The sequence below is a fragment of the Pseudomonas sp. UBA4194 genome (genome assembly GCF_002379585.1).
Taxonomy (GTDB): domain Bacteria; phylum Pseudomonadota; class Gammaproteobacteria; order Pseudomonadales; family Pseudomonadaceae; genus Aquipseudomonas.
Map to the genome: position 1 here is coordinate 48,472 of NZ_DFUE01000027.1, position 22,026 is coordinate 70,497.

At 63.3% G+C, this 22,026-nt stretch carries 19 protein-coding genes; 8 read left to right on the forward strand and 11 right to left on the reverse strand.

The genetic code is table 11. The annotated features are described in order from the left end of the window. Window positions 1-345 precede the first annotated feature (345 nt). The 10 genes from B3397_RS07775 to B3397_RS07820 all read right to left on the reverse strand — a co-directional run bounded on the left by B3397_RS07775 (window position 346) and on the right by B3397_RS07820 (window position 13,154). Complete coding sequence (locus B3397_RS07775) at window positions 346-960, reverse strand: TetR/AcrR family transcriptional regulator (protein WP_296248775.1); 615 nt, start codon at window positions 958-960, stop codon at window positions 346-348. Between the two features lie 27 nt (window positions 961-987). Continuing rightward, window positions 988-2,670 (reverse strand): class II poly(R)-hydroxyalkanoic acid synthase, encoded by a 1,683-nt coding sequence (gene phaC / locus B3397_RS07780; protein WP_296248777.1) that lies wholly within the window; start codon window positions 2,668-2,670, stop codon window positions 988-990. A 117-nt stretch (window positions 2,671-2,787) separates the two neighbouring features. After that, window positions 2,788-3,648 carry a poly(3-hydroxyalkanoate) depolymerase gene (gene phaZ, locus B3397_RS07785; RefSeq protein ID WP_296248807.1) on the reverse strand — a complete coding sequence of 287 codons (861 nt, stop codon included), beginning with the start codon at window positions 3,646-3,648 and terminating at the stop codon, window positions 2,788-2,790. Between the two features lie 31 nt (window positions 3,649-3,679). Continuing rightward, window positions 3,680-5,359 (reverse strand): class II poly(R)-hydroxyalkanoic acid synthase, encoded by a 1,680-nt coding sequence (gene phaC / locus B3397_RS07790; protein WP_296248778.1) that lies wholly within the window; start codon window positions 5,357-5,359, stop codon window positions 3,680-3,682. A 231-nt stretch (window positions 5,360-5,590) separates the two neighbouring features. After that, on the reverse strand, window positions 5,591-5,968 hold the full coding sequence (locus tag B3397_RS07795; RefSeq protein ID WP_296248780.1) for a DUF971 domain-containing protein: 378 nt from the start codon (window positions 5,966-5,968) through the stop codon (window positions 5,591-5,593). A 152-nt stretch (window positions 5,969-6,120) separates the two neighbouring features. Beyond that, window positions 6,121-7,458, reverse strand: a complete 1,338-nt coding sequence (gene hslU / locus B3397_RS07800) for an ATP-dependent protease ATPase subunit HslU (protein ID WP_296248782.1) — start codon at window positions 7,456-7,458, stop codon at window positions 6,121-6,123. 94 nt (window positions 7,459-7,552) lie between these two features. Beyond that, on the reverse strand, window positions 7,553-8,083 hold the full coding sequence (gene hslV, locus B3397_RS07805; RefSeq protein WP_296248784.1) for an ATP-dependent protease subunit HslV: 531 nt from the start codon (window positions 8,081-8,083) through the stop codon (window positions 7,553-7,555). 149 nt (window positions 8,084-8,232) lie between these two features. Continuing rightward, window positions 8,233-8,922 (reverse strand): SPOR domain-containing protein, encoded by a 690-nt coding sequence (locus B3397_RS07810; protein ID WP_296248786.1) that lies wholly within the window; start codon window positions 8,920-8,922, stop codon window positions 8,233-8,235. A gap of 1 nt (window position 8,923) precedes the next feature. Beyond that, window positions 8,924-10,660 (reverse strand): arginine--tRNA ligase, encoded by a 1,737-nt coding sequence (argS, locus tag B3397_RS07815; RefSeq protein ID WP_296248788.1) that lies wholly within the window; start codon window positions 10,658-10,660, stop codon window positions 8,924-8,926. Window positions 10,661-10,934: 274 nt separating this feature from the next. After that, a complete protein-coding gene (locus B3397_RS07820) occupies window positions 10,935-13,154 on the reverse strand; it encodes a primosomal protein N' (protein WP_296248789.1) in 2,220 nt (739 codons plus the stop codon). A 283-nt stretch (window positions 13,155-13,437) separates the two neighbouring features. On the opposite strand from B3397_RS07820, the gene rpmE reads away from it, so the two are divergent. The 3 genes from rpmE (at window position 13,438) to B3397_RS07835 (ending at window position 15,904) form a co-directional block, all read left to right on the forward strand. Further along, window positions 13,438-13,656: a 50S ribosomal protein L31 gene (rpmE, locus tag B3397_RS07825; protein WP_043193699.1), complete on the forward strand. Its 219-nt coding sequence runs from the start codon at window positions 13,438-13,440 to the stop codon at window positions 13,654-13,656. Further along, a complete protein-coding gene (locus B3397_RS07830; protein ID WP_296248808.1) occupies window positions 13,656-14,456 on the forward strand; it encodes a thermonuclease family protein in 801 nt (266 codons plus the stop codon). The genes rpmE and B3397_RS07830 overlap by 1 nt, the downstream gene beginning before the upstream one ends. Before the next feature lie 179 nt (window positions 14,457-14,635). Next, on the forward strand, window positions 14,636-15,904 hold the full coding sequence (locus B3397_RS07835) for a malic enzyme-like NAD(P)-binding protein (protein WP_296248792.1): 1,269 nt from the start codon (window positions 14,636-14,638) through the stop codon (window positions 15,902-15,904). Window positions 15,905-16,050: 146 nt separating this feature from the next. Here the strand turns inward: B3397_RS07835 and B3397_RS07840 are convergent, their stop codons facing one another. Continuing rightward, complete coding sequence (locus B3397_RS07840) at window positions 16,051-18,501, reverse strand: penicillin-binding protein 1A (RefSeq protein WP_414704362.1); 2,451 nt, start codon at window positions 18,499-18,501, stop codon at window positions 16,051-16,053. Window positions 18,502-18,697: 196 nt separating this feature from the next. Between B3397_RS07840 and B3397_RS07845 the strand changes: the two genes are divergently transcribed. The 5 genes from B3397_RS07845 to B3397_RS07865 all read left to right on the forward strand — a co-directional run. Further along, window positions 18,698-19,762 (forward strand): pilus assembly protein PilM, encoded by a 1,065-nt coding sequence (locus B3397_RS07845; RefSeq protein ID WP_296248796.1) that lies wholly within the window; start codon window positions 18,698-18,700, stop codon window positions 19,760-19,762. Continuing rightward, complete coding sequence (locus B3397_RS07850) at window positions 19,763-20,332, forward strand: PilN domain-containing protein (protein ID WP_296248798.1); 570 nt, start codon at window positions 19,763-19,765, stop codon at window positions 20,330-20,332. After that, window positions 20,329-21,006 carry a type 4a pilus biogenesis protein PilO gene (pilO, locus tag B3397_RS07855; RefSeq protein WP_296248799.1) on the forward strand — a complete coding sequence of 226 codons (678 nt, stop codon included), beginning with the start codon at window positions 20,329-20,331 and terminating at the stop codon, window positions 21,004-21,006. Before B3397_RS07850 ends, pilO begins: the two co-directional genes overlap by 4 nt. After that, a complete protein-coding gene (locus tag B3397_RS07860) occupies window positions 21,003-21,527 on the forward strand; it encodes a pilus assembly protein PilP (protein WP_296248801.1) in 525 nt (174 codons plus the stop codon). Before pilO ends, B3397_RS07860 begins: the two co-directional genes overlap by 4 nt. Before the next feature lie 37 nt (window positions 21,528-21,564). Then, window positions 21,565-22,026, forward strand: a 462-nt coding sequence (locus tag B3397_RS07865; protein WP_296248802.1) for an AMIN domain-containing protein, incomplete at its 3' end; no start/stop codon positions are given.

The window sequence follows — 22,026 nt, forward strand, 5'->3', positions numbered from 1 at the left end:
AGAGGGGGCTAAAAGCAGATCACCGCTATCCGCCATCTCCTCGTACGGCTCCCTCTCCCCCAGGGAGAGGGCTGGGGTGAGGGGACCAGACGCCGCCGATCCACCACTGCAACTCATTTCTTGAGGAAGAGATGCCCGTACGCAGGCGTGGCGGCCTGCCGCGATCCTGCTCCCTCTCCCTCAGGGAGAGGGCTGGGGTGAGGGGACCAGACGCCGCCGATCCACCACCGCAACCCATTTCCTGAGGAAGAGACGCCCGTACGCAGGCGTGACGGCCTGCCGCGATCCTGCTCCCTCTCCCTCAGGGAGAGGGCTGGGGTGAGGGGGCCAGACGCCGCCGATCCATCACCCCTCCAGATACCGCACAGCCAACCCCTGCACCGCCTCCCGGGCCTCTTCCTGCAAGTGCGGCGCCACCAGCAGCATCACTTGATACACCACCACCCCCACCTGCGCCTCGCGCCCCAGTATCCGCTGGTAATCCAGGGAAAACAGCAACGTCAGCACGATCTGCTCCACCAGTTGCCCCAACGCCTGCGTGCCGCTGACCAATTGCCCCTGACCCTTGAGGCTGGCCAGCAACGCCGCCAATGCCCGCTTGATCGCATTGAGCAGACTGCGCACGCCGCGTGCCAGCTTGGGCAGCCGGCCGGCCAGGTTCGACAGGTCCTGAAACAGGAACCGGTACTGGGCCATACGCTCGACGATCAGATGCAGAAACAGCCAGTAATCCTCCGCCGCCAGCAGCACATCCTCAGGCGGGTCCAACAACGGCGTCAATTCGTCTTCGAAGCGCTCGAACAGCCCGAGTATCAACGGCTCTTTGCCATGAAAGTGGTAATAGAGATTGCCCGGACTGATGCCCATTTCATTGGCGATCTCAAGGGTCGAGACGTTCGGCTCGCCGCGGCGGTTGAACAACTGCAAGGCGCATTCAAGGATTCGATCGCGAGTCTTCATGCGGTCCGGATTCCCTCGACCATCACCTCAGCGGGCCTGCACATAGGTGCCGGGGGCGGGGTTCAGCGTTGGGTAGGCAGCGTTGCCCAGTGCCATGGACGTCTGCCGCTGCGCACCCGAGTGCGCCTGAATCCAGCCCAACCACTGCGGCCACCAACTGCCCTCGGTGTGCTTGGCATCGTAATACCAGGCCCGCGGGTCGCTGCTCAGTCGGGCGTTCTCGATGAAGTTCGCCTTGGGGTTGCCAGGCGGGTTGAGGATGCTTTGCACATGGCCGCTGTTGGACAGCACGAAGCGCTTGTCACCGCCCAGCAGCAGCGTGGAGCGGTACACCGCGTCCCAGGGCGTGATGTGGTCATTGATGCCGGCCACGCTGAAACTGTCTACCGTGACCTTGCTCAGGTCGATGGCGCTGCCGCACACCTGCAGCCCGCCGGGACGGGTCAGCGGGTTGTGCTTGAAGAAGTCCAGCAAATCGCCGTGCAGAGCCGCCGGTAGCCGCGTGGAATCGTTGTTCCAGTAGAGAATATCGAAGGCCGCGGGCGTCTTGCCCAGCAGGTAGTTGTTGATCCAGTAGTTCCAGATCAAGTCGTTGGGCCGCATCCAGGCAAAGACCTTGGCCATGTCGCGGCCATCGAGTACGCCGTTCTGATAAGAGCGGCGTTTGGCGGCTTCCAGCGCTTGTTCGTCCAGAAACAGCGTTGCCGGGCTGTCGATTTCGCTGTCCAGCAAGCTTACCAGGTAGGTCGCGCTGGCCACGCGGCGTATCTGCCGCCTGGCCGCCAGATGGCCCTGCAGGGCGGCGATGGTCAGGCCGCCGGCGCAGGCACCGAGCAGGTTCACCTCCCGTGCGCCAGTAATGGCTCGGCAGACGTTCAGCGCTTCCTCAAGTGCTGCCACATAGCTGGACAGCCCCCAGTCCCGGTGCCGCGCATCCGGGTTGCGCCAGCTCACCATGAACGTCTGCAGGCCGTTCTTCAGGGCGTACTGAACGAAGCTGTTGGCCGGGCTCAGGTCGAAGATATAGAACTTGTTGATCTGTGGCGGCACGATCAGCAACGGTTTGGCGTACTGCTTTTCGCTCATGGGCTTGTACTGGATCAGCTCCAGCACTTCGTTGCGAAACACTACCGCACCGGGGGTCACCGCCAGGGTCTTGCCCACCTCGAAGGCATCGCGACCCACCTGGCGCGGCAGGCCGTCGTTATGGCGCAGGTCGTCGTAGAGGTGGTTCAGGCCTTTGACCAGACTCATACCGCCGGAGTTGAACAACTCCTTGAGCGCCAGCGGGTTGAGCAGCGAGTTGGTCGGCGACACGGCATCGTTGAGCAGGGCGAAGACGAACTGCGCCCGGGCACGGTCATCCGCCGGCAGGCCGCTGTCGTCGATCCAGGTCTTGACCTGCTTTTGCCAGGCCAGATACGCCTGCAAGCTGCGTTTGTAGAAGGGGTTGAGGCGCCATGTCGGGTCGTTGAAGCGCTGATCGCGGGGATTGACCTGATGCAGGGTGTCGCCCAGCAGCACGCGGCCCAGTTGGCCGCTCAGGGCCAGGGTGTGACGCAGTGTGTGCACCGGATGCTTGAGGCTGTGTCGCGCGACCGTGCGCAGCGTGGAGACCAGATCGCGGCCACGCAGCCCGGTGATGGCGCTCTGTGCGTTGATGTAGGTGGCGGTCGCCGGCACCGCCGCTTTCTCGAGTTTGTCTTTCATGTGGGCAACACTCCATCGTCAATCCAGGACTACAGATGCAAGGCGAGCCTTGCGTTGCTGCACAGCGCGGCGATCCGGCCACGGGGCGCATGTCGAGCGACAGCCACTGCGAACGCGCTAATGCCCGCCGCCCACGATCGGGGGTTGAGGATGCATTACCGCGCGTTGGCGCTCTTGCTCGAGAAATTTCATGATGATCGGCGCCACGGCTTCGGCGCGAGTGATCAGGAACAGGTGGCCGTCATCGATGATGTGCAATTGCGCGTTGGGGATGCGCCAGGCCAACAGGCGCATGTTGACCAGCGGGATCAGCGGGTCATCGTCACCGGCCAATACCAGGGTCGGCTGGTTGATCTTGTGCAGCCAGTGGATGCTGGTCCAGCCCAGCCCGGCGAACAGTTGCCAGTAATAGCCCAGCTTGCCGGAGGAACGCACCTGGCTGGCGTGGGACCTGGCCAGGTCGGGATTGCGGCGAAAGGCGCCTCCGTAGATTTGCGGAGCGATGCGCACCACGTAGGAGGGCTGGATATAACGCCGCGGGCTGGCCATCAACCACAGCACGCGAGGTTTGCCGGGGACCATGAAGGCGCCTGCCGCCGTGGCCGCCAGTACCAGTTTCTTGCAACGCTCGGGGTAGTCGTAGGCGAACTGCTGGGCCAGCGCGCCGCCCCATGACACGCCGATGGCGTTGACCTGGCCGTAGTCCAGGTAATCGAGCATGCGCGCTGCCAGCCTGGCCAGGCCTGGAAACCGATAGGGCCGATTGGGCGTGGAGGAACCACCGACCCCCGGCACGTCGAAGGTGATCACTTCCAGGTCCGGGTCCAGGGCCGCGACGAAAGGGAACACCAGTTCCAGGTTGGCACCGATGCCGTTGAACACCAGCAGGGGGGTCAGATGAGGCTTGCCCGGTCGCACGGCGGTACGGATGGCTTGGCCATCGAGGTCCAGGGTGCGAAAAATGTACGGCTGTGGCATGCGCAGATTCCCTGCGTGGTTGGCTTGGGTCTCACCGTTCATGCACGTAAGTTCCGGGTGCCGCTTCGCCGGCCGGGTAGAGCTTGCTGCCCGGGCCCGTGGGGGACTTCCTAAGCTTGCCCGAACGCTCGCCCAGCCATCCGGCCCAATGCAGCCACCACGAATCAGTGTGCTTGTTGGCGTTTTCCTGCCAGTCGCTGGCCTTGTCCGGCAGTTGGGCATTGGTCATGTAGCGCGCCTTGGGGTTGCCGGGCGGGTTGAGGATGCTTTGGATATGGCCGCTGTTGGACAGTACGAAGTCCACCTTGCCGCCGAACAGCTGGGCCGATTTGTAGCACGAGTTCCACGGCGTGATGTGATCGTTGGTGCCGGCCAGGCAGAACACGTCGCACTGCACCTGCTTGAGGTCGATGGCGGTGCCACACACCTCCAGCGCGCCGGGACGCACCAGCGGGTTGTTCTTGAACATCTCGATGAGGTCGCCGTGAAACGCAGCGGGCAGACGCGTGGTGTCGTTGTTCCAGAACAGAATGTCGAACACCGGCGGCTCGTTGCCCAGCAGGTAGTTGTTGACCCAGTAGTTCCAGATCAGGTCATTGGGGCGCATCCAGGCGAACACCTTCGCCAGGTCCTTGCCCTCCAGCACACCGGCTTGATAGGAGTGGCGCTTGGCGGCCTCCAGGGTCTGTTCGTCGACGAACAGCGCCACCTGGGTGTCCAGTGTGGTATCCAGCACGCTCACCATCAGGGTCAGGGCGTTGACCTTGCTTTCGCCCAGCGCGGCGTAGTGGCCCAGCAGCGCGGCGCAGGTGATGCCCCCGGAGCAGGCGCCAAGCATGTTGACGTCCTGGCTGCCGCTGATGGCGCATACCACGTCCACCGCTTCCTTGAGCGCGTCGATGTAGGTGCTCAGCCCCCATTCGCGCTGGGCCTTGGTCGGGTTGCGCCAACTGATGATGAAGGTCTGCACGTGGCTGCGCAGGCAGAAGCGCGCCAGGCTTTTGTCGGGACTAAGGTCGAATACGTAGAACTTGTTGATCTGTGGCGGTACCACCAGCAGCGGTCGCTCGAAGCTCTGTTCGGTGGTGGCGCGGTACTGGATCAGCTCCAGCACATCGTTGCGAAACACCACCGCGCCCTCGGTGGTGCCCAGGTTCTTGCCGACTTCGAAGGCATCCATGTTGACCTGGCTGGGCATGCCGCCGTTGTTGACGATGTCCTTGGCCAGGTGTGACAGACCATCGAGCAGGCTCTTGCCGCCGGTTTCGAAAAAGCGTTTCACCGCCGCCGGGTTGGCCATGCTGTTGGTGGGCGCCATGGCCTCGGTCATCAGGTTGATGACGAACTGACCGCGGCTGATGTCCTGGGGTGACAGGTCGCTGCTGCCGACCCACTCGTGCAGCTCCTTGCGCCAGGCCAGATAGGTCTGCAGGTAGCGTCGGTACAGGGGGTTCTGGCTCCACGCCGGATCGGCGAAGCGGCGGTCGTCGGCGGTGGGGGTCAGGGCGGACCTGCCCAGCAGCACGTTCTTCAGTTCCAGGCCGAAATGGGCGACGTGCTTGGCACTGTGCAGCGGCTGGCGCACGGCCTGGCGCAGAATCATGCGCGCCGAGCCGAGCAGGTCCTTGCGTCGCAGGCCGATGATCGGGTGGAGATTCAGCGTGTTGTCCGAAGCTTGCAGCTTCAGGTCTTCAGCATTCTTGTTGCTCATCCACGACGCTCCGATGTCCTGAGATGAATACCGGGGCGAATCCTCCCGGTACTTCAATTCTCGGGTGACCATAGACAGGTGACCGACCCTGTCTGGATGCAGGGTTCCTGCCACTTTCCATTGGTTACCGGAGTTTGCACCAAACCGCAAGCGAGCCACTTTCTGGCCACTGCGCCCGGTGCTGAAGCAAATTGAGCTGGGAAATGGACTGTGGAAAAACCGGCGCCCGCGCTAGAGCATCAGCTTGACCACGGACTCGGCCGGGTCGCGTGATTTGCCGGCCGCTTGCAGCTCGGCGAGATAGTCGGCCCAGAGTTGTTCCTGGCGGATCGACAGCTGATAGAGGTAGTCCCAGGTGAACAGACCGCTGTCGTGGCCGTCATCGAAGGTCAATTTCAGTGCGTATTGCCCGGCAGGTTCTATTTTGGTGAGCCCGACGTTCAGTTTGCCGAATTGCAGGATCGGCTTGCCATGGCCCTGCACCTCGGCGGAAGGGGAATGTACCCGCAGGAGCTCGGCGGGCAAATGGTAGACCTCGCCCGGCCCGTAGGTGAGGGTCAGGGTTTTCGAGGCCTTATGCAGATTGATGGCGGTGGGGAGTCGGGTCATGGTCATTCTCGATGGCGCCGTAGCCCTGTGTAGGCGCGGCGTACAGCCGCGAATGTCGCGACGCGGCAGGTCTGGCATACCGCGGTGGCTCCTTCGCGGCTATGACGCCGCCCCTGCAGGGCGATGTATAGCCGCGACGGTAGCCCGCAGTATTACAGAATATACCGCGACAGATCTTCGTTCTGCGCCAGTTCACCCAGGTGGCTGTTGACGTACTCGGCGTCGATCTGGATCGGTGCTTCGGCGTGGGCTGCGGCCATGTCGCCGGCGCTGAACGAGACCTCCTCGAGCAGGCGCTCGAGCAAGGTGTGCAGACGACGGGCCCCGATGTTCTCGGTTTTCTCGTTGACCTGCCAGGCGATCTCGGCCAGGCGCTTGATGCCCTCGGGCACGAACTCGATGTTCAGGCCTTCGGTCTTGAGCAGCTCGCGATACTGTTCGGTCAGCGAAGCATGGGGCTCGCTGAGGATACGCTCGAAGTCCTGTGGGCTCAGTGCCTTGAGTTCGACGCGGATCGGCAGACGGCCTTGCAGCTCCGGCACCAGATCGCTTGGCTTGCTCAAGTGGAACGCGCCCGAGGCAATGAACAGGATGTGGTCGGTCTTGACCATGCCCAGCTTGGTGTTCACGGTGCAGCCTTCGATCAACGGCAGCAGGTCGCGCTGCACGCCTTCGCGAGACACATCGGCGCCGCCGACGTTGCCGCGCTTGGCTACCTTGTCGATCTCGTCGATGAACACGATGCCATGCTGCTCGACCGCTTCCAGGGCCTTGGCCTTGAGCTCTTCCTCGTTGACCAGGCGCCCGGCCTCTTCGTCGCGGACCATCTTCAGGGCGTCCTTGACCTTGAGCTTGCGGCTCTTCTTCTTGCCCTTGCCCATGTTGGCGAACAGGTTCTGCAACTGGCTGGTCATCTCTTCCATGCCCGGAGGCGCGGAAATGTCGACGCCGCCCGCTTGCTCGGCCACTTCGATCTCGATTTCCTTGTCGTCCAGCTGGCCTTCACGCAGACGCTTGCGGAACAGCTGGCGGGTGTTGGAATCGCTGGCCACCGGCTCTTCATTGAAGCCGGCACGGGCAGCCGGCAGCAGGGCGTCGAGAATGCGATCTTCGGCGGCGTCTTCGGCGCGATGGCGCACCTTGATCATCTCCTGCTCGCGCAGCAGTTTGATGGCCGCATCAGCCAGGTCACGAATGATCGACTCGACGTCACGACCCACATAGCCCACCTCGGTGAACTTGGTCGCTTCGACCTTGATGAACGGTGCATTGGCCAGCTTGGCCAGGCGGCGCGCGATCTCGGTCTTGCCGACGCCGGTGGGGCCGATCATCAGGATGTTTTTGGGGGTCACTTCGACGCGCAGCTCTTCAGGCAGCTGCATGCGCCGCCAGCGGTTGCGCAGGGCGATGGCAACAGCGCGTTTGGCATCGTCCTGGCCGATGATATGGCGATTGAGTTCGTGGACGATTTCGCGGGGGGTCATGGACATGGTGTGTTCCGGACTCGTGAGGTTCAGTCGATGCGGCGGGAGCGGTTCGCGGCTCTGAAAAGCGCCGCGGGCGATCCTGCTTGCGCCGTACTGATCACTCGGCGATGTCCTGCTCCTCGATGGTCATGTTGTGGTTGGTGAACACGCAGATGTCGCCAGCGATGCCCAAGGCAGTTTCAACGATCTCGCGAGCGCCCAGCTCGGTTTTCTTCAGCAGCGCGCTGGCTGCGGCCTGGGCGTAGGCGCCGCCGGAGCCCATGGCGATCAGACCGTCTTCGGGTTCGACCACGTCACCGTTGCCGGTGATGATCAGCGAGGCGTCCTTGTTGGCCACGGCAAGCATGGCTTCCAGACGGCTGAGGGAGCGGTCGGTACGCCATTCCTTGGCCAGCTCGACGGCGGCACGAACCAGATGGCCCTGGTGTTTTTCCAGCTGGCCTTCGAAACGTTCGAACAGCGTGAAAGCGTCGGCGGTAGCACCGGCGAAGCCGGCGATGACCTGGCCGTGGTACAGGCGACGGACCTTTTTGGCGTTGCCTTTCATCACGGTATTACCGAGGGAAACCTGGCCGTCGCCGCCCATGACGACTTTGCCGTGACGGCGGACTGAAACGATGGTGGTCAAGGGGAGAGTCTCCACGCAGCGGGGCGAAAATGCCCTGATGGAAACGAATATGGGGGTGGGTGGGGGGATTTCAACCTTTGCAGGTTTTGGGTGGGTGGGGGGTGGGGTTTGTCGAGGGATCTTTGTTGGAGGGTCCCCTCACCGCCGACCTACTGCCGAGTCTGCCGCTGCTGCAACAAAAGGTTACTAAACCCGCTGCCAGCCAGCTGCTTCTGCGCCACCGTCAGCTGCTCGCGGTTGCTGAACGGCCCGACCAGTACCCGGTACCAGGTATCTTCCTTCACCGTGCCCGACTCCACATTCACCGACTGCCCCAGCAGGATGATCTGCGCGCGAACACGGTCGGCGTCCGCCTGCTTGCGGAACGAGCCGGCCTGCAGATAGAACGTGGTGGTGGCCGCGGGCTTGATTACCGGAGGCGCGGGGGGTGGTGTGGCGCCGCTGAGCGCTGCCTGGGCGCGGGCGGTGTCGATTTTCGCTGCCTCGGCCGGGGTTACCGGGGCTTGTGCCGGAATCGGTGGGGTCTTCTCGGGCACCGCTTCAGGCGGCACGATCACTTCCGACTCGGGCAGCAGGGTGTAGAAGTCGTACTTGGGCTTGACCGGCGCCTGAGGGCTGGGAGGCGTCTTGTTGGCCTCGGCGATCTTTTCCGCTTTCTGCTGTTCGGCCTTGACCCGCTTGACGTCGCCATTGCCCGGCTCGAGTTTCATCAGGAACACGATGAACGCGCCCACGCTCAGGCCGATGGCCAGCCACAGCCATCCGGGAATGGGCTTTTTCGAGGGGGCTGAATTGCGGCTGGCGCCACGCTTGGGTGCAGGTTTTTTCTTGGCAGCCAACTTACATACGCTCCAGAGTTTCCAGGCCCAACAGAGCCAATCCTTGCTTGAGGGTGCGACCGGTCAGCGCCGCCAGGCGCAGGCGGCTTTGTTGCTGAGCGGGGTTTTCGGCCGCCAGAATCGGGCAGTTCTCGTAGAAGCTGGAGAACAGCCCGGCGACATCGTACAGGTAAGTGCAGAGCACGTGTGGGGTGCCTTTTTCGGCCACGTTGTTCAGCACCTCGCCGAACTGGGCCAGCTTGGCGGCCAGCGCCTGCTCGTGCTCGGCTTCGAGCACGATCTGCCCTTCGACGTCTTCGAAGGCCTTGCCCAGCTTGCGGAACACACCGGCGACGCGGGTGTACGCATAGAGCAGATAGGGGGCAGTGTTGCCTTCGAAGTTGAGCATCTGGTCGAAGTTGAAGCTGTAGTCGCTGGTGCGGTGCTTGGACAGGTCGGCGTATTTCACCGCGCCGATGCCCACGGCCCGGGCGATCACCCGTAGTTCGTCTTCGGCGGTGGTCGGGTTCTTTTCCTTGACCAGGGCGTAGGCGCGCTCCTCGGCTTCGTCGAGCAGGTCGACCAGCTTCACGGTGCCGCCATCACGGGTCTTGAATGGCCGGCCGTCGGCGCCGTTCATGGTGCCGAAGCCCATGTGCTCGGGCTGCATGCCGTTGCTGATGAAGCCGGCGCGGCGAGCGACTTCGAACACTTGCTGGAAGTGCAGGGCCTGGCGCTGGTCGACGAAGTACAAGGCACGGTCGGCCTTGAGCACGTTGCTGCGGTAGCGCAAGGCGGCCAGGTCGGTGGTGGCGTACAGGTAGCCGCCGCCGGCCTTCTGCACGATCACGGGCAACGGAGTGCCTTCGGCGGTCTTGAATTCTTCGAGGAACACGCACTGGGCGCCGTTGCTCTCTACCAGCAGGCCTTTGGCCTTGAGGTCGGCGACCACATTGGCGAGGTCATCGTTGTAGGCGCTCTCACCCATCACGTCGGCGGGTGTCAGCTTGACGTTGAGGCGTTCGTAAGTGCTCTGGCAGTGCGACAGGGAAATCTCGTTGAAGCGTTTCCACAGCGCCAGGCATTCTGGATCGCCGGCCTGCAGTTTGACCACCAGGGCACGGGCGCGCGTGGCGAATTCTTCGGACTCGTCGAAACGCTGCTTGGCCGCGCGGTAGAAGTTTTCCAGGTCCGACAGTTCGTCGCTGGTCGCCGGCTTTTCCTGCAGATAGGCCAGGAGCATGCCGAACTGGGTGCCCCAGTCGCCCACATGGTTCTGGCGAATGACCGTGTCGCCCAGGAATCCCAGCACGTTGGCCACGCCGTCGCCGATGATGGTGGACCGCAAGTGGCCAACGTGCATTTCCTTGGCCAGGTTAGGCGCCGACAGGTCGACCACCACGCGCTGCGCCGGGCCGGCCTTGCGTACGCCGATATGGGCATCGGCCAGGGCGGCGTCCAGACGCGTCGCTAGGGCGGCGCTGTTCTGGAAGAAATTGAGGAAACCTGGCCCGGCGATTTCCACCTTGCTGAGCTGGTCGTCGGCGGGGAGGGCGGCGATGATCTTCTCGGCCAGGTCGCGCGGTTTCATGCCGGCCGGTTTCGCCAGCATCATGGCGATGTTGCTGGCGAAGTCGCCGTTTTTCTTGTCCCGGGCGTTTTCGACCTGGATCGCCGGCGTCAGGCCTTCTGGCAGCACACCTTGGGCGACGAGGTGGGTCAGGGCTTGTTGGATGAGCTGGCGAATGGTGTCTTTCATGGGATTCTCGGTCGACCGCAGGTACGGCGGCGCTGAATGCGCGGGTGGAAAAACGGGGTATTATCCGGTTGTTGGCGGGGGTTGCCAACCTTTGGGTGTGTGCAGGGTGCGGCAGTTGTCGAGTTATGCGGTGGAGGGTCCCCTCACCCCAGCCCTCTCCCTGGGGGAGAGGGAGCCGATCGCTGCCAGTCGATACACCGCGATCCGCTTCTAGCTCCCTCTCCCTCAGGGAGAGGGCTGGGGTGAGGGGACCATTCACCATCCATCCCCCCGATCAATACAAATCCACTGGGTCCACATCCAGCGACCAGCGCACCTGGCGTCCACTGGGCATCTGCTCCAGCTGCAGCATCCACGCATTCAGCAGCCGATGCAGCGGCGCGCGCATCGCCGCCTGCACCAGCAATTGCGCCCGGTACCGCCCGGCGCGTCGCTCCATGGGGGCCGGCACCGGTCCCAGCAGTTCCACACCCCCCAGTGCAAGTTGCGCCACCAGCCCTTCCGCCGCTGCGCAGGCTTCATCCAGAAAGGCCTCGGCCTGCCCTGGTTTGTGCGCTTCGGCGCGCAGCAGCGCCAGGTGGGCGAACGGTGGCAGGCCAGCGCTGCGTCGCTCGGCCAGGGCCTGCTCGGCAAAGGCGAAATAGCCTTGCTCGGTCAGTTGCACCAGCAAAGGGTGGTCCGCCAGGTGGGTCTGGATGATGACCTTGCCCGGCTCTTCGGCGCGGCCTGCGCGGCCGGCTACCTGCACGATCAATTGCGCCATCCGTTCGCTGGCCCGGAAATCCCCGGAAAACAGGCCGCCATCGGCATCCAGAATCGACACCAGGGTCACCCGCGGAAAGTGGTGACCCTTGGCGAGCATCTGGGTGCCGACCAGGATGCACGGCTGGCCCTTCTGGATGGTCGCGAACAGCTGATTCATGGCGTCCTTGCGCGAGGTGCTGTCGCGGTCCACCCGCAGCACCGGAAAGTCGGGGAACAGGATGCCCAGCCGCTCTTCGGCCCGTTCGGTGCCGGCGCCCACCGGGCGCAAGTCCACGGTGCCGCACTTGGGGCACTGACGCGGCACCCGTTCGACATGCCCGCAGTGATGGCAGCGCAGTTCGCCCGAACGCTGGTGCACAGTGGTGCGCGCGTCGCAGCGCGGGCATTCGGACAGCCAGCCGCAGTCGTGGCACAGCAGGGTCGGCGCGAAGCCGCGGCGGTTGAGAAACACCAGCACCTGTTGCCCATTGGCCAGGGTCTGGCCGATGGCTTGTTGCATGGGCCCGCTGATGCCGCTCTCCAGTGGCCGACTCTTCACGTCCAGGCGCAGGAACTTGGGTTGTTGCGCGCCGCCGGCGCGGTGTTCCATGCGCAGCAGGCCATAGCGCCCGGTGTAGGCGTTGTGCAGGCTTTCCAGGGACGGTGTGGCCGAGCCGAGCACGATGGGAATGTCTTCCTGGTGGGCGCGCACCAGGGCCAGGTCGCGAGCGTGGTAGCGCAGGCCTTCCTGCTGTTTATAGGAACCGTCGTGTTCTTCGTCGATGATGATCAGCCCAGGGTTCTTCATGGGCGTGAACAATGCCGAGCGCGTGCCGATGATGATGTCCGCCTCGCCATCGCGGGCCGCGAGCCAGGCGTCCAATCGCTCGCGGTCGTTGACCGCCGAGTGCAGCAGGGCGATCCGGGCGTTGAAGCGCTGCTCGAAACGGGCCAGGGTCTGCGGGCCCAGGTTGATCTCTGGAATCAGGATCAGCGCCTGTTTGCCGGCCTCCAGCGTCTCGCGGATCAGTTGCAGGTAGACCTCGGTCTTGCCGCTGCCGGTTACACCCGCCAGCAGGAAGGCATGGAAGCCGCCGAAGCTGGCGCGCACCGCTTCGAAGGCGGCCCGCTGCTCTTCGTTCAGAGGCAGTTCAGGCTGCGCCAGCCAGTGCTCGTGACGTGCCCCGGGGCCGTGGCGGCGGACTTCGACGGTCACCAGGTTCTTGGCCAGCAGCAGGTCCAGGCTGTCCTTGCTCAGCTGCAGCTTGCTCAGCAGTTGGTGCGCCACGCCGTGGGGATGCTGGGCCAAGGTCTTCAAGGCGTCACGCTGCTTCGGCGCGCGGGCGATGCGCGGGTCGTCCAGGCGCGCATCCGCTGCGGCATGCCAGAAACGCTCCTGACGCGCTTCGGCCGGTTCGCCCTGGCGCAACAGCACCGGCAAGGCCCAGCTCAAGGTATCGCCCAAGCCGTGCTGATAATACTGCGACGTCCACAGGCACAGCTTGAACAGTGCTGGCGGCAGCGGGCTGACGGGATCGAGCAGGGCGATGGCCGGTCGCAGCTTGTCGGCCGGTACGTCGCTCTGGTCGGCGACCTCCACCAGCACGCCGATCATTTCGCGGCGCCCGAAGGGCACTCGCAGGCGCATGCCGGGGGTGAACGCGGTGCGCTTGAGATGGGCGGGCGCCGCGTAGTCGAACAGGCGTCGCAGCGGCGAGGGCAGGGCGAGGCGCAGGATGACGTCGGGCACGCGTGGGTACTCTGCTGGCTGGGTACGTAGCCCCGCAGGAGCGACGTCAGGGCCGCGAAGGGTCGCGCCGCAGTGTGTCAGGCATACGGCGGTGCGGCTTTCGCGGCCATGACGCTGCTCCTGCGGGGAGGGAGTCGTCTTCAAGAGCGCGCAGCCTAGCAGACGACAGCCGGTGCGAGCGACATCTTGCTTGTTTATATGACTCTGTTAATATACGCGGCCTAATTACGTGCGGTATTCGACAATAGTGTCGGGTGGCGGCACGCAGCCTGAGGAAGAAACCATGAAAGCTGATATCCATCCAGTATACGAAGCCATCGATGCTACCTGCAGCTGCGGTAACGTCATCAAGACTCGTTCGACTCTGGCCAAGCCACTGAGCCTCGACGTCTGCTCCGAATGCCACCCGTTCTACACCGGCAAGCAGAAGACCCTGGACGTTGGCGGTCGTGTTGACCGTTTCAAGCAGCGTTTCGGCGGTTTCGGCGCCAAGAAAGCTTGATTGGTTTGTCCCTGCTGTTGAAGAAGGCGCCCCTCGTGGGCGCCTTTTTTGTGGGCGCCTGTTGGTTCGGCCAGGCCCAGGCATTCTGCCCGGCGCCCACTGGCCTGAGCAGTGTGCAGGTGCGTCAGGTGGTGGACGGCGACACCCTGAGGTTGCTCGACGGGCGCAGCGTACGCCTGATTGGTATCAACGCGCCCGAGATCGGTCGCAAGGGCCGTGGCGACGAGTCGTTTGCGGTGGCGGCGCGGCGACGGTTGCAGGCCCTGGTCGACGACAGCGACGGCATGGTCAGCCTGCAACCGGGCCGCGAGGCCAAGGATCGCTATGACCGCACCCTTGCACATCTATATGGACGCAACGGCACCAGCTTCGAGGCGCAACTGCTGGCCGAGGGCCTGGCGTTCCAGGTGGCCATCGCGCCCAACACTGACCTGGCCGCCTGTCAGCATGAGGCTGAACAGTCCGCCCGTGCCGCTGGCCTTGGAGTGTGGCGCCATTCGCCTGCCGTCAGTGCAGCCCAGGTGGGCGACGCCGGGTTTGCCTTGATGACCGGTCGCGTCAGCAAGCTGGAACGCAACCGTGGCGGTGTCTGGGTCGAGCTGGATGATTCGGTGGTGCTGCACTTTGCGCCAAAGGTGCTGGGAAGCTTCAGCGATGAGTGGTTCGAGCGCCTGCACGGGCGTCAGCTCGAGGCGCGGGGTTGGGTGATAGATCGCAGTCGGCGCGGTAACGTTTCAGCCGGCCAGTTGCGATGGATGGTGCCGGTCACCGACCCGACGATGGTGCAGATTCTGCCCTGATTTCTGTATACATTTTCAAACTTTTTTGTGACCACTGGAGCCCTTGCGGGCCGCGGCTTTTGGCCCAAAGTCGTAGGTTAGGGCCCTTGACATAAGTGACTGGCCAGTCTTGTCGGGACTTTGCATCTTGCGTATCCTCGCGGGTCACGTCAGACCCACAGAAAAAGCGGAACGCCAACATGTCAGATTTGAAAACTGCCGCTCTCGAGTACCATGCCCATCCGCGCCCAGGCAAGCTGAGCGTCGAACTCACCAAGCCCACCGCCACTGCCCGCGATCTGTCGCTGGCGTACAGCCCGGGCGTAGCCGAACCTGTTCGCGAAATCGGTCGCGATCCGGAGCTGGCCTACAAGTACACCGGCAAGGGTAACCTGGTAGCGGTAATCTCCGACGGTACTGCCATCCTCGGCCTGGGCAACCTCGGCCCACTGGCCTCCAAGCCAGTCATGGAAGGCAAGGGCGTTCTGTTCAAGCGTTTCGCCGGTATCGACGTCTTCGACATCGAAGTGGACTCCGAAAGCCCGCAGGCTTTCATCGACACCGTCAAGCGCATCTCCATCACCTTCGGTGGCGTCAACCTGGAAGATATCAAGGCACCTGAGTGCTTCGAGATCGAGCGCGCGCTGATCGAACAGTGCGACATCCCGGTGTTCCACGATGACCAGCACGGCACCGCGATCGTAACGGCCGCCGGCATGATCAATGCCCTGGAAATCGCCGGCAAGACCCTGGAAGAAGCGAAGATCGTCTGCCTGGGCGCCGGTGCTGCCGCCATCTCCTGCATGAAATTGCTGGTGAGCATGGGTGCGCGCATCGAGAACATCTTCATGATCGACCGTACTGGCGTGATCCACGCTGGCCGTGACGACCTGAACCAGTACAAGGCCGTATTTGCCCACGCCACCGAGAAGCGCACCCTGGCTGACGCTCTGGAAGGCGCCGACGTGTTCGTCGGTCTGTCCGGTCCGAACCTGCTGAGCGCCGAAGGCCTGAAGACCATGGCGGCCAACCCGATCGTGTTCGCCTGCTCCAACCCGGACCCGGAAATTTCGCCGGAACTGGCGCACGCTACCCGTGACGACGTGATCATGGCCACCGGACGTTCGGACTATCCGAACCAGGTCAACAACGTACTGGGCTTCCCGTTCATCTTCCGCGGCGCTCTAGACGTTCGCGCCAAGCGCATCAACGAAGAGATGAAGATCGCCGCTGCCAACGCCTTGCGCGAACTGGCCAAGCTGCCGGTGCCTCAGGAAGTGTGCGACGCCTACGGCGGTATCTCGCTGGAGTTTGGTCGTGAGTACATCATCCCCAAGCCAATGGACCCACGTCTGATCACCCTGATCTCCGACGCTGTGGCCAAGGCTGCGATCGAGACCGGTGTGGCGACGCTGCCGTATCCGAAGCACTACCCGCTCAAGAGCGTGGATGATGTGTTCAACGGCTGAGCCGTGAGCGCAGCATGAAAAAAAAGCCCGCATTGAATGCGGGCTTTTTTGTGGGCGGGGGATGAGTGGTGAAGGGGCCCCTCACTCCAGCCCTCTCCCTGAGGGAGAGGGCGCTAACAGCGGATCGCGGTGCTTCCCCCGGCCTATCAGAACAAGTCGATCGGCGCCGATTCATCCGCTGGCAACGGGCTGCCCGGTGCGCTGCCACCGCCGAACTCGCTGTTGGTCGGCGGCGTATCCTCGCTCTTGAACAGCTCGAAATAAGCACCGGGCGTTCCCGGCGTCGCCGCGCGGCCGCTGACCGGGTCGACCCGCAGGCTGAGGATGCCCTCGGGCTCGGCCTGTACATGGGGCGGCTTGTCTTTCAACGCTGCACCCATGTAGCTCATCCAGATCGGCAGCGCCACGGTGCCGCCGAACTCATGCCGGCCCAGGGTTTCCGGCTGGTCGAAGCCGGTCCACACAGTGGTCATGTAGTCGGCGTTGTAGCCGGAGAACCAGGCGTCCTTGGAGTCGTTGGTAGTGCCGGTCTTGCCCGCCAGATCGGTACGGCCCAGGGCCATGGCGCGACGCCCGGTGCCTTTCTTGATCACGTCTTCGAGCATGCTGGTCAGGATGAAGCTGGTACGGCCGTCGATGATGCGTTCGGCAATGACTGGAGCGGGCGGCGTCGCCAGGGTGGCTGCGCCGTCCACGCCGATGGGCGCCGACACCGGGGCTGCACTGGCCGTGGCAGGCGCCGGTTGCGGCGTGGCAGCAGCGATGTCGTCGGCAGGCACCGTTGCCGGGTTGGCAACGAACAGCGTGTCGCCGCTGCGGCTGACGATGCGCTCGATCAGGTACGGCGTCACTTTGTAGCCGCCGTTGGCAAACACGCTCCAGCCGGTGGCGATTTCCATCGGCGTGAGTGTCGCCGTGCCCAAGGCCAGCGACAGATTGCGCGGCAGGTCCTGCTTGTCGAAGCCGAACTTGCTGATGTAGTCGATGGTGCGGTCTACGCCCATGCTCTGCAGCACGCGAATCGACACCAGGTTGCGCGACTTGTAGAGCGCTTCGCGCAAGCGAATCGGCCCGAGGAAGGTGTTGGTGTCGTTCTTCGGTCGCCACACTTTGTCCAGGTACTCGTCGACGAACACGATGGGCGCGTCGTTGACCAGGCTGGCCGGGGTGTAGCCGCTATCGAGGGCTGCGCTGTAGATGAACGGCTTGAAACTTGAACCAGGCTGACGCTTGGCCTGCACCGCGCGGTTGTAGTTGCTCTGCTCGAATGAGAAGCCGCCCACCAGGGCGCGGATTGCACCACTGCGAGGGTCAAGGGACACCAGCGCGCTCTGGGCGGTGGGGACCTGACTGAACTTCAGGGTGCCATCGGTTTGACGCTGCACGCGCACCATGTCGCCAATCTGTGCCACATCGGCAGGCTGGGTGGGCATGCGCCCGACGCTGTTGGTGTTCATGAACGGGCGGGCCCATCTCATGCTGTCCCAGGCCACCGTTTCTTCCTTGTTGTCGCGGGTCAGCACGGTAATGCCGGATTTCTCCACTTGCGTGACGATGGCAGGTTCCAGGCCGTTCATCGGTCGCTGGCGCGTCAGTTCCTGCGCCCAGGCTTCCTTGGTCTTGCCCGGCAGGCGTGATTCCGGACCACGGTAGCCATGACGCTGGTCGTAGCTGATCAGGCCGGCGGTAATCGCGCGGTTGGCGTCTTCCTGGCGGTCACTGGGCACCGTGGTGGTGACGTTGAAGCCTTGTGTATACGCGTCGCTGCCATAGCGCCCGACCATTTCGGCACGGGCCATCTCGGCGATCCACGGCGCGTTCACTTCAGGGGTCGGCACGTGATAGCTGGCGTTGAGCGGTTCGCCGATGGCGGCCTTGTAGCTGGCTTCGTCGATCTTGCCCAGGCGGAACATGCGGCCCAGAATCCAGTCGCGGCGCTCCTTGCTGCGCACCGGGTTGGCCAGCGGATTGAAGCGCGAGGGCGCCTTGGGCAGGCCGGCGATCATCGCCATCTGCGCCAGACTTACGTCGCGGATCGATTTGCCGTAGTAGACCTGCGCTGCGGCCTCGATGCCGTAGGCGCGGTTACCCAGGTAGATCTTGTTGACGTAGAGCTCGAGAATCTCGTCTTTGGTAAGTTGGCGCTCGATTTGCAAGGCAAGCAGGATCTCGGTGATTTTCCGCGAAAAACTGCGCTCGGACGTCAAGAAATAGTTCTTGGCCACCTGCATGGTGATGGTGCTACCGCCCGTCTGAATATGTCCGCTGCGCACCAGCTGCGAGGCGGCGCGCATCAGGCTGCTGGGATCGACGCCGTAATGGTTTTCGAAATTGTCGTCTTCGGCGGACAGGAGCGCCTGAATGAAATGCGGCGGGATTTCGGCAAACTTGATGGGGGAACGGCGCATTTCGCCAAATTCCGCGATCAGCTTGCCGTCACTGCTGAATACGCGCAGGGGGATTTGCAGCTCTACGCTCTTGAGCGCGTCGACAGACGGCAGGCTCGGGCTAAGATACAGAAATGCCCCGCTCAGGACGAGCAACAGCCCGCAGACGACAGCGAGGAAAGACCACCAGAAAAACTTCAGCAGGCGTATCAAGGCTTTTGGATTTCCAGATAAAAGAATGGGTTAAGCGCAACAAGCGGTAACGCAGTGGCAACGCAGGAAAAAGCGCTGGGCATTATAAGCATTTTTCGCTCCTGAGCGTTATTTGCGCTTCTGTCAAGACTGCTATTAAATGCTCCGTACTATAAAGGGTCCGTAAGTCACGGATAGTAATAGGGAATCGGTTGTGCTTGGACTCTTCAGCAAGAAAGCGCATTCGCTATTGGGTATCGACATCAGTTCGACCTCGGTCAAGCTCCTCGAGCTGAGCCGCACGGGCAACCGTTTTCGGGTCGAGTCGTATGCCGTCGAACCGCTGCCGGCCAACGCGGTGGTGGAGAAGAACATTGCCGAGCTCGAGGGTGTGGGCCATGCCTTGAGCCGCGTATTGGCCAAGGCGCGCACCGGTACCAAGGCCGTGGCCGTGGCGGTCGCCGGTTCCGCGGTGATCACCAAGACCATCGAGATGGACGCCGGGCTGTCCGACGAAGAGCTGGAAACCCAGCTCAAGGTCGAGGCCGACCAGTACATTCCCTATCCGCTGGAAGAAGTCGCCATCGATTTCGAAGTGCAGGGCATTTCCCCGCGCAACGCAGAGCGCGTCGAAGTGCTGCTGGCGGCATGCCGCAAGGAAAACGTCGAGGTCCGCGAGGCCGCGCTCGGTCTGGCCGGGCTGACGGCCAAGGTGGTGGACGTGGAGGCGTACGCGCTGGAACGCGCCTTCACCCTGTTGACGCCACAGCTGGCCGGCGGCAGCGAGGCACTGACGGTCGCCGTGGTCGACATCGGTGCAACCATGACCACGCTCAGCGTGCTGCACAACGGTCGCATCATCTATACCCGCGAACAGCTGTTCGGCGGCCGCCAGCTGACCGAAGAGATCCAGCGCCGCTATGGCCTGTCCAACGAGGAGGCGGGCCTGGCCAAGAAGCAGGGTGGCCTGCCCGACGACTATGTCGCCGAAGTGCTGCAGCCGTTCAAGGATGCCGTGGTGCAGCAGGTCTCCCGTTCGCTGCAATTCTTTTTCGCCGCCGGCCAATTCAACGACGTCGACTACATCATGCTCGCCGGCGGCACGGCCTCCATTTCCGGGCTCGACCATTTGATCCAGCAGCGTCTGGGCACGCCCACCCTGGTGGCCAACCCGTTCGCTGACATGGCACTGAGCAGCAAGGTCAATGCCGGCGCGCTGGCCAGTGATGCGCCGGCCTTGATGATCGCCTGCGGCCTGGCGTTGAGGAGCTTCGACTAGATGGCAAGGATCAACCTGCTGCCGTGGCGCGAGCAGCTGCGCGAAGAGCGCAAGAAACAGTTTCTGATGGCCATGGCCGGGGTGCTCGTGGGCGCTATCGCGATCATCCTTCTGGCCGACCAGTTCATCGGCAACGCCATCGACACCCAGATGGCCCGCAACGCCCATGTGCAGGCCGAGATCGTCAAGCTCGATCAGCGCATCAAGTCCATCAGCGAGTTGAAGGCGCGGCGCAAGCAATTGCTCGAACGCATGAAGACCATTCAGGATCTGCAGGGCAATCGTCCCATCATTGGCCGCATCTTCGACCAGATGGCCCGTACCTTGCCGGACGGCGTGTACTTTACCGACGTGAAAATGACCGACAAGAGCATTGCCATCAGTGGCGCCGCGCAAACCAACAATCGGGTCTCGGACCTGCTGCGCAACCTCGATGCCTCGCCATGGCTCGAAGCGCCGGTGCTGGGTGAGGTCAAGGCGAATACCAGCGGCGACATGGATGGCGCCAACACCTTCCAGCTGACCGTTCGCCAGACCGCGCCGGTGGAAGAGGGGAGCGACAGCAAATGAACGTTTCCCAGTGGATGGAAAACCTGCGCAAGGTCGAGCTCAGCGAGCTGAACCTGAACAACATCGGTTCCTGGCCGGGTGCGGTGAAGGTCATTGCCGGGGTGCTGCTGTTGGCCCTGATTCTGGGGCTGGGCTACAACTTCCATATCTCCGATCTCGAAGCCGAGCTGCAATCCCAGGCCGACCAGGAAGTCACCTTGAAGGAGCAGTTCTCCACCAAGGCCTTCCAGGCGGCGAACCTGGAGACCTACACCGAGCAGATGAAGGAGATGGAAACCTCCTTCGGCGCCATGCTACGCCAGTTGCCCAGCGACACCGAAGTGCCGGGCCTGCTCGAAGACATCACCCGCACCGGGTTGGGCTCGGGGCTTGAATTCGAGGAAATCAAGCTGCTGCCGGAAGTCACCCAGCAGTTCTACATCGAGCTGCCGATACAGATTACAGTGACCGGCACCTACCACGATCTGGCGACGTTCGTCAGTGGCGTGGCCAGCCTGCCGCGAATCGTCACGCTGCACGACTTCGAGGTCAAGGCCGCGGACGCCAAGGGCAGCAATACCCAGCTGCGCATGAATATTCTGGCCAAGACCTACCGCTACAATGATCAGGGCCTGCCAGGCGCCACGGCGGCGCCCGGCCAGGCTGCAGCGCAGCCGCAGGGGCAGGCGAAATGAAGGCAGTTTTCGGTGCAGGCCTGATGATGTGCATGCTGATGCTGGCAGGGTGCGGCAGCGGTGATTTTTCCGATCTGGACGCGTTCATGGCCGAAGTCAAGGCGCGGCCAAAGGGCAAGATCGAGCCGATACCGCGCTTTGCGCCGTACCAGGCGTTCAACTATGAAGCGGCGGCCTTGCGCAGTCCGTTTCAACCGCCGATCAAGGTCGAGCAGGTCAACCGGCCCAAGGGCTCGAAGCTGATCAAGCCGGATGAAACGCGGGTCAAGCAGTTCCTCGAAGGCTTCAACATCGAAGAGTTCGAGATGGTGGGCACATTGGGCAACGAGGCGGGGCGCTTTGCCCTGATGCGTGGGGCCGGTGGTGTGCATCGCATGAAAGTCGGCGATTATCTGGGGCGCAATGACGGACGGATCATTTCCATCACCGATGCCCAGGTCGACGTCGTTGAGCTGGTTCCCGACGGGGAAGGTGGTTGGTTGGAGCGGCCTCGCACCATCCCGCTGAAAGAGCGCTCGTAATGGGCTTGGGTCAAAGCATGCTTGGTGGAACTCGACAATGAACAGGATTCTCTCAGCCTTCGGCATTTCGCTATGGATAGCGTTGCTCTCGCCGACTGCCATCGCGGCAAACTTGAAGACACTCGATGTCGCGGCGCTGCCGGGTGATCGAGTGGAACTCAAGCTGTCCTTCGACGGACCGGTCACGGCCCCGCGCGGGTACACCACCGAGCAGCCGGCGCGCATCGCCCTGGACTTGCCCGGCGTGACCAATCAGCTGGGCTCGCGCAGCCGTGACCTGGGCGTGGGCAACGCCCGCAGCGTGGTGGTGGTCGAGGCGACCGATCGCACGCGGGTCATCGTCAACCTGACCAAGCTGGCCCCCTACAGCACGCGCGTGCAGGGTAACGACCTGTTCGTGCTGGTGGGCGAGGGTGCCGCTTCGCTGCAGGGCACCACCGCCACGCCGGCCGCCGCCCCCGCGCGCCCTGTGGCCAGCGCCCAGCCTGCGGCGCCACGC

What these genes read in the sequence shown, in the direction of transcription:
- B3397_RS07795 (WP_296248780.1), bottom strand. Translation starts at nt 5,968, where the DNA reads ATGACCCGACTCCCCACCGCCATCAATCTGCATAAGGCCTCGAAAACC.
- phaC (WP_296248778.1), bottom strand. Translation starts at nt 5,359, where the DNA reads ATGAGCAACAAGAATGCTGAAGACCTGAAGCTGCAAGCTTCGGACAAC.
- hslU (WP_296248782.1), bottom strand. Translation starts at nt 7,458, where the DNA reads ATGTCCATGACCCCCCGCGAAATCGTCCACGAACTCAATCGCCATATC.
- B3397_RS07835 (WP_296248792.1), top strand. Translation starts at nt 14,636, where the DNA reads ATGTCAGATTTGAAAACTGCCGCTCTCGAGTACCATGCCCATCCGCGC.
- B3397_RS07850 (WP_296248798.1), top strand. Translation starts at nt 19,763, where the DNA reads ATGGCAAGGATCAACCTGCTGCCGTGGCGCGAGCAGCTGCGCGAAGAG.
- phaZ (WP_296248807.1), bottom strand. Translation starts at nt 3,648, where the DNA reads ATGCCACAGCCGTACATTTTTCGCACCCTGGACCTCGATGGCCAAGCC.
- pilO (WP_296248799.1), top strand. Translation starts at nt 20,329, where the DNA reads ATGAACGTTTCCCAGTGGATGGAAAACCTGCGCAAGGTCGAGCTCAGC.
- B3397_RS07775 (WP_296248775.1), bottom strand. Translation starts at nt 960, where the DNA reads ATGAAGACTCGCGATCGAATCCTTGAATGCGCCTTGCAGTTGTTCAAC.
- rpmE (WP_043193699.1), top strand. Translation starts at nt 13,438, where the DNA reads ATGAAAGCTGATATCCATCCAGTATACGAAGCCATCGATGCTACCTGC.
- phaC (WP_296248777.1), bottom strand. Translation starts at nt 2,670, where the DNA reads ATGAAAGACAAACTCGAGAAAGCGGCGGTGCCGGCGACCGCCACCTAC.
- argS (WP_296248788.1), bottom strand. Translation starts at nt 10,660, where the DNA reads ATGAAAGACACCATTCGCCAGCTCATCCAACAAGCCCTGACCCACCTC.
- B3397_RS07860 (WP_296248801.1), top strand. Translation starts at nt 21,003, where the DNA reads ATGAAGGCAGTTTTCGGTGCAGGCCTGATGATGTGCATGCTGATGCTG.